The organism is Streptomyces sp. NBC_00249 (genome assembly GCF_026342355.1).
Lineage (GTDB): Bacteria > Actinomycetota > Actinomycetes > Streptomycetales > Streptomycetaceae > Streptomyces.
In genome coordinates, this window is record NZ_JAPEMV010000012.1 from 38,883 (window position 1) to 51,012 (window position 12,130).

Consider the following 12,130-nt stretch of genomic DNA (forward strand, 5'->3'; position numbering starts at 1 on the left):
GCCGGGTGTTCACGTGCCCGTACGCAGTCGCTCCTCCATGGCCAGGCACTCCTCGTACGAGGGCAGCAGCCCGGCCGCGGCGGCCTCGGCCAGGGTCATGGCGGCGGCGTCCTTGTCCGACATGAGGGGCTTCTCGGTGAGGCCCCAGTCGATGCCGAGGTCCGGGTCGAGGGCGTTGATGTCGACCTGGCTTCCCGGGACGAACTCCGAGGAGCACAGGTAGCAGACGGACGCGTCGTCGGTCAGGGCGAGGAAGCCGTGGCCGAGCCCTTCGGCCAGGTAGACGGCCGTGCCCGACTCGGCGTCCAGGCGCGTCATGTCGTACATGCCGAAGGTGGGTGAGCCGATGCGGGTGTCGACGACCACGTCGAGGACGGCGCCGCGGACGCAGGTCACCACCTTCGCCTGGCCGGGAGGTGTGAGGGTGCCGTGGATGCCGCGCAGGGTGCCGCGCCGCGAGCTGGAGAAGTTCACCTGCGCCACCTGGAAGGGGCGGCCGGTCGCCTCGATCACCTGGCTGTGCCGGTGCAGCTCGAAGAAGGTGCCACGGGGGTCGGAGTGCTGGTCCGGTGTGATCCGCCAGGCGCGCGGCACCGCGAGTTCGGAGACGTCCATAGTGCGCGGAACGTAGTGCGGTCCCTTCGATTCTCGTTCCAGGGGGCATGGGGCGGCCCCTGGCACCGGCTCCTACCACCCAGCGTGGACGCAGGCTTGAAGCGGGAGCTGAAGCATGGTCGGCGCGCCGCCGCCGGCCCGCCGCTCCGGCAGGCGGGCCTGCGGCGTACTGACAGCGGGTGCGGAGGTCCCCATGTTCGGCAACGCCGAAGAGAAGTACGTCATCCCCGACGGCGGACACACCAGGGTGGTCGTACTGGGCGGCACCGGTTTCGTCGGCAGGCACGTGTGTGCCGCGTTCGTCGACGAGGGCCGCGAAGTGGTCGCCGTGTCACGGCGCGCGGAGCCGGCCGGCCCTGGCGTGCTGCCGCTCGCGCTCGACCTGTGCGCGACGGCGCCCGCCGCGCTGGCCCGGGTACTGACCGACGGGCGGCCCACCACGGTGGTGAACGCCGCCGGGGCCGTCTGGGCCGCCTCCGAGCGGGAGATGGTCACCGCCAACACCGAGCTGGTGCGGCGGCTGGTCGATGCGCTGTGCCGGGCAGAGCCGCCGGTGCGCCTCGTCCATCTGGGCTCGGTGAACGAGTACTCGCCCGGCCGGCAGGGCCGGCCGGTCGACGAGTCGGCTCCGACGCGGCCCACGACCGTGTACGGGCGCACCAAACTGCGCGGCACCGAGCTGGTCCTGGACGCGGCGGGACGCGGTGACATCGACGCGCTCGTCCTGCGGATGGCGAACGTGGCCGGGCCGGGCTCCCCTCCCGCGAGCCTCCTGGGCCGGGTCGCGCAGCAGCTCCACCTGGCCTCGCTCGAAGGCCGGACCGCGGAGATCCGGCTGGCGCCGCTGCGCGCCGCGCGGGACTTCGTGGACGCCGCGGACGCGGGTGCCGCGGTGAGCGCGGCGGCCCGTTCGTCGGTGGGCGCGCGGGTGCTGAACATCGGCAGCGGTGAGGCGGTGTCCGTGCGGTCGCTGGTCGACCTGCTGATCCGGGTGAGCGGGGTGCCGGCGCGGGTCGTCGAGACACCGCCGGCGCCGGACGTGGCCGCCGCGCCGCCCGAATGGCTGGAGGTGGACGTCCGGCTCGCCCGGCAGCTCCTCGGCTGGGCTCCGCAACGGCAGCTGACGCACGCGGTGGCCGGTCTGTGGCGGGCGCTGGCGGACCGCTGACCCGCAGTACCGGCCCGCGCGCAGCGCGCGGGCCGATCCGACCGAACACGAAAGAGGGCACATGCGCGTACTGTTCGCGACCTGGACGGGGTCTTCCCACCTGTTCCCGATGGTTCCGCTCGCCTGGGCCGCGCGGGCGGCCGGGCACGAGGTCCGGATCGCCGTCCCACCGTCCGTCACCGGGGCCGTCACCGGGGCCGGTCTCGCTGCGGTCCCGGTGGGCCGGGACGTGTCGCGCGAGGAGATGGCCCGGCGCACCGACGGGCTCGGGGCCTGGCTGGGTGAGACGGCGCCGTGGCCCCGGGACTGGGCACGGTCGCCGGAGACCCTGGGGGCGGACGTGCACGGGGTGTACCGGATGCTGGCGGAGAAGCAGTTCGTGGTGGCGGACGCGATGGTCGACGACCTGCTCGCCTTCGCGCGGTCCTGGCGTCCTGACGTGATCGTGCACGACACGGTCTGCTACGCGGCGACGGTGGTCGGCGCCGTTCTGGGGATACCGGCCTTCAGCCACATGTTCGGCTCGCCGATGATCACCCGTAACGAGCTGGAGGGCATGACCGGGGATCCGCTGCCGGGCTACAGCGCTCTGTTCGAGCGGTTCGGCGCGCAGCCCCCGCAGGGGCCGGCCGGCTGGATCGACCCCTGCCCGCCCGAGCTTCGCTGGCCGGCCCGCGTGGAGCGCACGGACGTCCGGTTCGTCCCGTACAACGGCGGGGGCGGTGTCGAGCCCGCGTGGCTCCGGGCGCCGAGGGAGAGGCCCCAGGTCTGTCTCACCTGGGGGGTGACGGCCGCCGAAGTGCGGCCGGAGCGCATGCCGGAGGCCTTCGAGCGCACCTTGAAGGTACTGTCCGGGCTGGACGTGGACATCGTGCTGGCGGTGACCGCCGCGCACCGCGGACTGCTCGGCGACCTGCCGCCGCAGGTGCGGGTGGCGGAGTCGGTGCCGTTCACCCAGCTGCTGCCCGCCTGCGACGCGCTGATCCACCACGGTGGCACGGGCACCGGTCTGACCGCGGTGGCGGCCGGTGTGCCACAGCTCATGTTCCCGCTGGCCCCGGTGCTCGCCGCGTTCGCGGAGCGGGTGGACGCGGCGGGCGCGGGCGTCATGCTCGACCCGCGGGAGAGCAGCGATCTGCCGCGTATCGAGGCCGCGCTGCACACCCTGCTCGACCAGCCGGGGCGGGCCCGTACCGACGCCGTGCGCACTGCGATGAACGCCCTTCCGGCCCCGTCCGACGTGCTGGTCCTGCTGCAGGCCGCGGCCGTCGGCCGCTGACCCGTACCGGGGCCGCCCGGTCCGTCCCCGGTGACCGGGCCGGGCCGGGCGGCGGGCCGCCGTCACACGGGGAGGCATTCCAGGACGGTCCACTCCCCCGCCTGCGGCTGGTTGGCGACGCGGAACCCGGCGGAGGCCAGCAGGGCGCTCCATTCGGCGAGATTGCGCTCGCGGCCGCCCATGACGACCATCATGTCGAGGTCGAGGAGCTTCGCCGGGTCCCAGGCGTTCAGCGGGGCCACGACCTGTTCGAGGATCAGCAGGCGCGCGCCGGTGTCGCCGACGGCCGCCCGGACGCGGCGCAGGATGGTCCGTGCCTCGTCGTCGGGCCAGTCGTGCAGGACGGTCTTCAGGACGTACGTGTCGCAGCCCGTCGGGAGGTCGTCGGTGAGGAAGTCGCCGCCGAGGGTCTCGGTCCGGTCGGCCACGCCCCGCTCCTCCAGCAGCGTCCGCGCCTCTGCCGCCACCGCCGGCCGGTCGAAGAGGACCCCCGTGGCGTCGGGGTTGCGCTCCAGCAGCGAGGCGAGGAACCAGCCCCGTCCGCCGCCGATGTCGGCGATCCGCGCGGGGCTGCCGAAGTCGTGGCGCTCCAGGTAGATGCTGCCGAGGCGGCGGCTGATCCCGGTCATGGCCGCGTCGAAGGTGTCCCCGGCCTCCTGGTCCCGGGCCAGGTGGTCCCAGAAGGACGTCCCGTGGACGTGGTCGAAGCCGGGCTTCCCGGTGCGGACGCTGTGGAGGAGGCCGTTGAAGGCCCGGTTGAAACGCTCGGAACCGTCGAGGAGCACGGCGTCGCGAACGTTGTCCGGCAGGTCGGCGCGCAGGCCTTCGGCGAGCTCGGTCAGCGCGAAGACCTCGGGCTCCACCTCATGGAACAGGCCGATCAGGACGGCGAACCGCAGTACCCGGTAGAGCTGGCCGGCGTCGCATCCGGCCTGTTCGGCGAGCCGGCTCACCGGCAGGGGTCCCGCGGCCAGCAGGCCGGCCACGTCGAGTTCCGCCAGGGTGTGGATCACGGCGGTGAACCGCTGGCCGTTGGCCAGCAGCATCAGCTTCAGGCGCGGGGACAGGGGGCCGTCGGGGGTGACGAGGTCCAGGGGGGCGGGTGCCGCCGGGGCTCCGGTGGTCTGCTCAGGCATGGTGGTGCTCTCCGTCCATGAGGTGGGTGCTGAAGGTGCCGACAGTGGATCCGAACTGCAGGACCGCGTGGCCCGCCGCGCAGTTCACGTCCCTCCAGGCCCGCTGGACCGGGTCGGTGGCGGTCTGGGTGCGTGCCCCGCCGGTGCGGAACAGCCTGTCGACAGCTGAGGCGAGCAGTTCGGCCGCGTACGCGAAGTCCCGGGGGGCCCGGGCCCGTTCGAGCGCCCCGGTCGCTCCTCTGTCGGCGACGGCCGCCGCCCGCTCCAGCAGAAGCTGCGCGGCGTCGATCTCCGCGCCGGCCCGGGCCAGGGCCGTCTGTACGGCAGGGTTGGCGCGCGCCGCGCCTCCGGTGATCTCGGTCTTCGACGCCATCCGCGCCGCTGAGGCGCGCAGCGCGGACCGAGCCGCTCCGAGCGCGGGCGCGACGAACGTGAGCCCGTTGACGGCCTTGAACGGGACCTTCGCCGGGCCCGTCTCGACGGATCCGGCCATCAGGTCGGCCTGGGTGCAGGTGAGGTGGTGCGGTACGGGTACGTCGTCGAGGGCGACGGCGTTGCTTCCGGTACCCGCGAGGCCGACGTTGTCCCAGGTGTCCAGGACCCGGCAGCGGGTGCGGGGCACCAGGAAGAAGCGGTACTCCCGTTCGGGGGTCAGCGCCCCGAGCAGGACCCATGCGGCGTGGTCGACGCCGCTGGCGAAGGACCAGGTGCCGCTCAGCCGGTAGCCGTCCGCGGTTCGCGTCACATGCCCCGACGGGGCGATGGACGCGGCGAGCAGTTCGTCGGCCCCCGCTCCCGTGCCCCAGACCTCCGCCAGCCCCTTGTCGGGAAGGTGGGACACCATCCGGCCGAGGATGGCGTGCACGGCGGCGTTCCACGCGGTGGAGGCGCAGCTCTCGCCGATCTCGGCAACCGCGTGCAGGAGCGTGGTGTAGGTGCCGTCGGTGCCGCCCCAGCGGGCGGGCACCAGGTGGCGGGCGAAGCCGGCGTCCCTGAGTGCCTCGACGACGTCGACGGGCAGGCGGCGCTCGCTCTCGGTCCGCTCGGCGCTGCGCGCCGCCAGGGCGCCCAGGGCCTCGGTCCGCGGTGCGCCGTCGGCGGCCGGTGTGCGGGGTCCTTCGGTGTTCAACTCGCCGCCTTCACGTGCGGGTCCGTGCCGTGGGGCGGACGGGGGGTACCGGATTCCACGAGGGTTTCCAGGTGGGGCAGGAGGGAGGCCGGGGCGGGCTGGGCGAGCATGTCCGCGCGCAGCCGCGACGCGGCGCGGACACCGGACTCGTCGGCGAGCAGGTCGAGGAGGGCCGTGCGCAGCCGGGCCGTGGCGCCCACGGGGTCGTCGGCCAGTTCGCCGCGTACGAGGTGCCGGGCGGCTCCGAGCCGCTCCAGGCGGTCGCCGGTCATCATCTGCTCGGGGCGCGGCGAGACGATCAGCTGGGGCGTCCCGGACCGGACGGCGGTCATCGTCGTCCCGCCGCCGCCCTGGTGGACGACCACCGCGCAGGACGGCAGCAGCAGGTTCAGCGGCAGGGATTCGACGACGCGGGCTCCTGCGGGCAGCGCGCCGAGGCCTTCGCGCTGGGCGGGCGAGAGGGCGAAGACGATCTCGGCGTCCAGGCCGGAGACCGCTTCCACCACCTGGTCGAAGACGTCGGTGGCACCGGCGGTGCGGATCCGGCCCGTGGTGATCCCCCAGGTGACACACACGCGCGGGCGGTCCGCCGGTTCGCGGAGCCAGTCCGGTGCGGCGCCGGGGCCGTTGTAGGGGACGTAACGGTAGGGCAGCCGGGGTTCGGGCGAGGGCAGGCTCATCCCGGGCGGGCAGGGGTCGAGCCACAGGTCGGGGCCGAGTTTGGGCGGCACGCCGAAGCGCTCGAACAGAGCCGCGAACTCGGGTGAGGGCTCGCCGGTGAGGAGGTCGCGGTGGTGGAGGGGGAGCGCGATGGCGCCCCACAGGGTGGCGACGGTCGGAACCCCGAGCACGGCTCCGGCCACCAGCCCGGCGAAGGTGACGGCGTCGTGCACCACGAGATCGGGCCGCCAGTCGCGGGCGAAGTCCACCACGCCGTCGACCATCGACGCGGCCATGGCGGTCTGCTTGCGCCCGAGGGCGGCGTACATCTCCCGTCGGGCGGGGCTGAGCAGCTCGGGCCTGCCGTACCAGTCCGAGGTCCAGCGCTCCTGGTGGTGCCAGGAGTTGAGCGCGGGGGCCGTGGACAGGCCGACCAGGTCGGCGTCGTCCCTGACGACCACCGGCGTCAGGCCGGCCGCGGTCACGGCGTCGGCCAGGGAGGGGCCGACGGCGACCCGCACCTCGTGCCCGGCGGCCTGCAGGGCCCAGCCGAGCGGAACCATCGGGTACAGATGTGACGGCCATGCCCACGTGGTGAGCAGTACTCGCAAGATCATCACCTCGAGAGGGGGCGGATGGGGTTGCCCGCGATGCTCCAGCCGCCGCTTCGACGCGAGGCCGAGGAAGCGTCGAAGGGCCGTGCCCGGCCGGCGGCGGTCCCCGTTTTCGAAGCGTCTTCGATCTCCGGTCGCCATGCTGCGCTCACTCGCCGCCGCGGGGCGGGGACGACACAGGAGGGCTCTTGCGAGATGGACATGGGACTGCGCGACCGGACCGTGCTGGTGACCGGCGGAAGCAAGGGGATCGGGCTGGCGGTGGCGAGGGCGTTCTCCGCCGAGGGCGCCAGGGTCGCGCTCACCTACCGCTCGGACGAGGCGGCGGCGGCCCGCGCCGCCGCCGGCCTGGGCGCCTCCCGGGACCGGGCCTGCCACCTGCGGTACGCGCTCGACGAGCCGGGCTCGCCGGAGGCTGTCGTCGAGGAGGTGTGCGCCCGGTGGGGCGGTATCGACGTGCTGGTGGCCAACGCCCTGGTGCGGCCGCGCCGCCGCGGGCCCGGTGAGCGGTTCGAGGACCTGCCGCCCGAGGAGTGGGAGCCGCTGCTGCGGGGCAACGTCGGCGGGACGGTGCGTACGGCTCAGCTGGCGCTCGCCGGGATGCGCGAACGGGGCTGGGGGCGGATGGTGTTCGTGTCCTCGCACGTGGCGGTGGACGGCAAGCCGCGCCAGGAGATCTACGGCGCCGCGAAGATGGCCCTGCACGGTCTGACCCGCAGCCTGGCCTGGGACGCGGGCCGCGACGGAGTCCTGGTCAACGTCGTCAGCCCCGGGCTCACGCTGACCGACGGGGTGCGCACGGCGCTGCCCGGTGAGGTCCGGGAGGAGGAGCTCAAGCTGACTCCTACGGGCCGCCTCACCCTGCCCGAGGAGGTGGCGTCCGCGGTGGCCTTCCTCGGTTCCGCCGCCAACGGCAACATCTCGGGGCAGGTCCTCACCGTGGCCGGCGGCCGCTAGTGCTGTGACCGGGCCGGATCCGGAAAGGGCGGCCCGGTCCCGTCTCACGGCGTGGGCGGGCTCAGAATCTCCACGACCGCCGCGGTGCAGGTGTAGCCCGCGCCGCCGCCGAAGAGCAGCACCCGGTCACCGGGGCGGGCCTGACCCGTCGCGGTGAGGTGGGCGAGGCCGGCGAACTGGTCGCCCGCGCCGAGGTGGCCGGTGGTGCGGCCGTACGCCCAGGAGGTCCGCTCGTCGGGCACGCCGAGCAGGTGGTGCAGTTCGTGGCCGGTCCCGCGCCGTGAGACGGGGATGACGGCCCAGGCGAGGTCGTCGGCGGACGTGCCGGAGTCCTCCAGCACACGGGTCTTCGCGGAGACGAGCAGGTCGATGTAGCGGTGGGCGAGGTCGGGGAAGCCCGCGGCCGTCGCGCCGCGTACGGTGCGTTCGCCGAGGTCGGCCGTGACCGACGGCTCGGCGGGGTGCGGGGTGAGGGGTTCGTCGCCCCGGGAGAGGACCTCCAGCGAGTTGTCCGCGGCGGTGGCGGTGGCCAGTACCCGGGCGAAGCCGCCCCGGGTGGACAGCACGAGTGCGGTGGCGCCGTCCCCGTACATGGTCACGTCGACGCTGTTCCAGCGGTCGATCCGCGGCTCGGCGAAACGGTCGGCGGTGGTGAGGAGGGCCGCATGGCCGCCTCCGGTACCGGCGGCGAGGACGGAGGCGGCCAGCTCGATCGAGCCCATGCCGCCGTTGCAGCGCTGTGCGAGACCGAAGGACGGCACCTCGCGTCCGACGGCCTCGTGGGCGATGTAGCTGGCCGCGGGCCACATGTCGATGCCCTGGAACCACAGCGAGCTGTGCAGCACCAGCGCCACGTCGGCCGGGTCGGTCGCGCCCTGCCGCAGGGCCTCCTTCGCGGCGCGGACGGCCATCCGCGGCGGCGCGTCCTCCTCGTGCGCGGAGGCGACGGTGACCGACTCTATGCCGCGCAGCTTGCTCCGCTCGGGGGTCACGACCCCGGAGGAGACGACGTCCTCGGTGGCGACCACGGGCGGCAGCCAGGTGGCCACACCGGACACGAACAGGTTTTCCCAGCGCATGGAAATTCTTCTCCCGGTTGAGGGAAGGGACGGGGGGACTGCGAGGCGGTCACCCTGGCAGGCGCCCTTGGAGCACGCTTCGAGCAGCCGCCCCCACCGTCCCCGCCCCCGGCCCTCCGATGCGGCTTGAAGCACCATCGAAGCCCATCGGTGAGGGTGGCGCCCATCCTGACCTGGAGGTTGACGATGGCCGGCGAAGCCAAGCGGCTCATTCTTGAATCCGTTGCGAAGTATCACCAGGAGGTAGCCGGGGAACGGGAGTTCGTTCCCGGCATCACCCCTGTCCTGCCGTCCGGGGCGGTGCTCACCGCAGAGGACCGGGTGGCCCTGGTGGAGGCCGCCCTGGACATGCGGATCGCGGCGGGCCACAGCTCCCGCACGTTCGAACGGCGGTTCGCCAAGACGCTGGGCCTGCGCAAGGCCCACATGACCAACTCGGGCTCCTCGGCGAACCTGCTGGCCCTGTCGGCCCTGACCTCCCCCCAGCTCGGCGACCGCCGGCTGAGGCCGGGCGACGAGGTCATCACCGTCGCCGCCGGATTCCCCACCACCGTCAACCCGATCTACCAGAACGGCATGACGCCGGTCTACGTGGACGTCGAGCTGGGCACCTACAACGCCTCGGCCGAGCGGGTCGCGGCGGCGATCGGGCCCAAGACCAAGGCCATCATGCTGGCGCACGCACTCGGCAACCCGTACGAGGTCGAGGAGATCGCCAGGCTCGCCGACGAGCACGGCCTGTTCCTGATCGAGGACAACTGCGATGCCGTGGGCTCGCTGTACCGGGGCAAGCTGACGGGTACCTTCGGCGACCTGGCCACCACGAGCTTCTACCCGGCGCACCACATCACCACGGGTGAGGGCGGCTGTGTGCTCACCGACAACCTGGCACTCGCCAGGATCGTCGAGTCGATGCGGGACTGGGGCCGGGACTGCTGGTGCGAGCCGGGTGAGGACGACACCTGCCACAAGCGGTTCTTCTACCGGCTGGGCGACCTGCCGGAGCGCTACGACCACAAGTACACGTTCTCGCACGTCGGCTACAACCTGAAGGCCACCGACATCCAGGCGGCGCTGGGCCTGACCCAGCTGTCCCGGCTGGAGGACTTCGGCGCGGCGCGGCGCCGCAACTGGCAGCGGCTGCGCGACGGGCTGGAGGGCATCCCGGACTACGTGCTGCCCCGGGCCACCGCCGACAGCGACCCCAGCTGGTTCGGTTTCGCGATCACGCTGTCGCAGGACGCCGCCTTCGACCGGTACGAACTGCTGCAGTTCCTCGGGAACCGGAACATCGGTACGCGGCTGCTGTTCGCGGGGAACCTGACCCGTCACCCCGGCTACCTGGACCGTGACTTCCGGGTAGTGGGCGACCTCACGAACAGCGACGTCATCCTGGAGCGCACCTTCTGGGTGGGTGTCTACCCCGGCCTCACCACCGAGATGATCGACTACGTGGCCGCCTCGCTGAGGGAGTTCGCCGCGGGCGCGCGCTGACCGGCCGGGGGCGGCCGCCGCTGCGCCCGCCCCCGGGAACGACTCCGGCCTCCAGGACCTGATCAAGGTCCTGGAGGCCGGAGTCGTTCCCGGGGCGTGGGGCCCCGTCCGTTCAGATGTCGACGGTGACGTCGTAGGCACGCAGCCAGGCGTCGAGCCACAGGGCCATCTCGATGCCGCCTCTGGCATAGGGCCGGCTGACGTCGCCCGCGGAGCGGCCGAGGGTCCTGGTGACCCGTTCCAGGTCGAGGAACGGCCGCACAGGTGCGTTCGGATCGGCGAGCACGGCGTCCAGCTGCCTGCGCAGGGCCTGTTCGTAGCGCGGGTCCTGGGTGGCCGGGTAGGGCGTCTTCACGCGCTGGAGGACCGAGGCCGGCAGCAGGTCCGCAGTCGCGGCGCGCAGCAGGCTCTTCTCCCGGCCGTCGAACGTCTTCATCGCCCAGGGCACGTTGAAGACGTACTCCACCAGGCGGTGGTCGCAGAACGGCACCCGCACCTCGAGGCCGACGGCCATGCTCATGCGGTCCTTGCGGTCGAGCAGCGTCTGCACGAAGCGCGTGAGGTTGAGGTGGGTGATCTCGCGCATCCGGCGCTCCACGCCGTCCTCTCCCGCCAGCACCGGCACCTCGGTGAGCGCTTCGCGGTAGCGGGCCGCCCGGTAGCCGGGGATGTCCAGCTTGTCGAGCAGTCCCCGGTCCAGCAGGCCGAGGCCGCCGAAGTAGCGGGCGGAGCCGGAGGTGAGCCAGGGGAACGTGTCCGCGGCGATGGCGTTGGGGTTGCGGAACCACATGTAGCCGCCGAACAGCTCGTCGGCGGACTCCCCCGACAGGGCGACCGTCGAGCGCTGCCGCACGGCCCGGAACAGCAGGTACAGGGAGGGCCACATGTCTCCCCAGAACGCGGGGGGCAGGTCCGTGGCCCGCAGCACCGCCGCCCGGACCGCAGGGTCGACCAGCTCGGCGCTGTCCAGCAGCACTTCGGTGTGCTCGGCGCCCACGTGTGCGGCCAGTTCCCTGGCGAAGGGCGTGTCGGGGGCGGAGCGGACGGCGTCGGGCGCGAAGCCCTGCCCCGGGTTCGCGAAGTCCACGGAGAAGGAGCGCACCGGCCCGTCTCCGCGCTCCGCCATGGTCCGCGCGGCCAGCGCCGTCACGGCGGACGAGTCGAGTCCGCCGGACAGCAGGGAGCACAGGGGCACGTCGGCGACGAGCTGACGGGAGACGATGTCCTCCAGCAGCCCCCGCACCGTGGCGATGGTGGTGGGGAGGTCGTCCGTGTGCTCCCGCGCCTCCAGCTGCCAGTAGCGGCGGCGCAGGATCCCCTGGCGCCGCACGCGCAGCAGCTGGCCGGGCCGGACCTCGCGCAGTCCCGAGAACACCGCGTGCTCCGGGGTCTTCACCATGTCGAGGGCCTCGCACAGCCCCTCGGCGTCCACCGTGCGGGGAACGCCGGGGTGGGCGAAGAGGGTCTTCGGCTCCGAGCCGAAGACGATGCCGTTCGGGGACTCGAAGTAGTAGAGCGGTTTGACGCCCATGCGGTCGCGTACGAGCAGCAGCTCCTCGGACCGGGCGTCCCAGATGGCGAAGGCGTACATGCCGTTGAGCCGGTCGACGAGGTGCTCGCCCCACTCCAGGTAGGCGTGCAGGACGACCTCGGTGTCGCTGCGGGTGCGGAACGTGTGGCCCTTGGAGGTCAGTTCCGCGCGCAGTTCCTGGAAGTTGTAGACCTCGCCGCAGAACGTCAGCGCGGCGACCGTCGCGCCGCCCGCGGCGAACTGCATCGGCTGGGCTCCGCCCGCCCGGTCGATGATGGACAGCCTGCGGTGTCCGAGTACGGCCCGGCGGGCGGACAGGACGCCCTCGTCGTCGGGCCCCCGGCACGCGAGGGTGTCCGTCATCGCTCGTGCGACGGAGAGAGCGGAGGGGTCGGTGTCGAGGTCACGCTTGTAGTCGACCCACCCGACGATGCCACACATCTGCTATGACCTTGCCTTCCCTGTCCC

The 12,130-nt window shown here is 73.1% G+C and carries 10 protein-coding genes; 4 read left to right on the top strand and 6 right to left on the bottom strand.

The window, feature by feature from the left end; genetic code table 11:
• Positions 1 to 9: 9 nt before the first annotated feature.
• On the bottom strand, positions 10 to 615 hold the full coding sequence (locus OOK31_RS37330) for a dTDP-4-dehydrorhamnose 3,5-epimerase family protein (RefSeq protein WP_267091890.1): 606 nt from the start codon (positions 613 to 615) through the stop codon (positions 10 to 12).
• 115 nt (positions 616 to 730) lie between these two features.
• Between OOK31_RS37330 and OOK31_RS37335 the strand changes: the two genes are divergently transcribed.
• Positions 731 to 1,783, top strand: a complete 1,053-nt coding sequence (locus OOK31_RS37335; RefSeq protein WP_267091891.1) for an NAD(P)-dependent oxidoreductase — start codon at positions 731 to 733, stop codon at positions 1,781 to 1,783.
• 61 nt (positions 1,784 to 1,844) lie between these two features.
• Positions 1,845 to 3,062, top strand: a complete 1,218-nt coding sequence (locus OOK31_RS37340; protein WP_267091892.1) for a nucleotide disphospho-sugar-binding domain-containing protein — start codon at positions 1,845 to 1,847, stop codon at positions 3,060 to 3,062.
• Positions 3,063 to 3,124: 62 nt separating this feature from the next.
• Here OOK31_RS37340 and OOK31_RS37345 read toward each other — a convergent pair whose 3' ends face one another.
• Genes OOK31_RS37345 through OOK31_RS37355 form a run of 3 tightly spaced genes read right to left on the bottom strand, consistent with a single transcriptional unit; the run spans position 3,125 to position 6,598 of the window.
• Positions 3,125 to 4,198 carry a methyltransferase gene (locus OOK31_RS37345; RefSeq protein WP_267091893.1) on the bottom strand — a complete coding sequence of 358 codons (1,074 nt, stop codon included), beginning with the start codon at positions 4,196 to 4,198 and terminating at the stop codon, positions 3,125 to 3,127.
• Positions 4,191 to 5,327 carry an acyl-CoA dehydrogenase family protein gene (locus OOK31_RS37350; protein WP_267091894.1) on the bottom strand — a complete coding sequence of 379 codons (1,137 nt, stop codon included), beginning with the start codon at positions 5,325 to 5,327 and terminating at the stop codon, positions 4,191 to 4,193. The genes OOK31_RS37345 and OOK31_RS37350 overlap by 8 nt, the downstream gene beginning before the upstream one ends.
• Complete coding sequence (locus OOK31_RS37355; protein ID WP_267091895.1) at positions 5,324 to 6,598, bottom strand: nucleotide disphospho-sugar-binding domain-containing protein; 1,275 nt, start codon at positions 6,596 to 6,598, stop codon at positions 5,324 to 5,326. The genes OOK31_RS37350 and OOK31_RS37355 overlap by 4 nt, the downstream gene beginning before the upstream one ends.
• Before the next feature lie 198 nt (positions 6,599 to 6,796).
• Here OOK31_RS37355 and OOK31_RS37360 point away from each other — a divergent pair, with 198 nt between their 5' ends.
• Positions 6,797 to 7,558 carry an SDR family NAD(P)-dependent oxidoreductase gene (locus OOK31_RS37360; RefSeq protein ID WP_267091896.1) on the top strand — a complete coding sequence of 254 codons (762 nt, stop codon included), beginning with the start codon at positions 6,797 to 6,799 and terminating at the stop codon, positions 7,556 to 7,558.
• A 44-nt stretch (positions 7,559 to 7,602) separates the two neighbouring features.
• Here the strand turns inward: OOK31_RS37360 and OOK31_RS37365 are convergent, their stop codons facing one another.
• On the bottom strand, positions 7,603 to 8,637 hold the full coding sequence (locus OOK31_RS37365; RefSeq protein ID WP_267091897.1) for a ketoacyl-ACP synthase III family protein: 1,035 nt from the start codon (positions 8,635 to 8,637) through the stop codon (positions 7,603 to 7,605).
• A 186-nt stretch (positions 8,638 to 8,823) separates the two neighbouring features.
• Here OOK31_RS37365 and rfbH point away from each other — a divergent pair, with 186 nt between their 5' ends.
• Complete coding sequence (gene rfbH / locus OOK31_RS37370) at positions 8,824 to 10,131, top strand: lipopolysaccharide biosynthesis protein RfbH (protein WP_267091898.1); 1,308 nt, start codon at positions 8,824 to 8,826, stop codon at positions 10,129 to 10,131.
• Between the two features lie 112 nt (positions 10,132 to 10,243).
• Here the strand turns inward: rfbH and asnB are convergent, their stop codons facing one another.
• Positions 10,244 to 12,103 (bottom strand): asparagine synthase (glutamine-hydrolyzing), encoded by a 1,860-nt coding sequence (asnB, locus tag OOK31_RS37375; RefSeq protein ID WP_267091899.1) that lies wholly within the window; start codon positions 12,101 to 12,103, stop codon positions 10,244 to 10,246.
• Positions 12,104 to 12,130 lie beyond the last annotated feature (27 nt).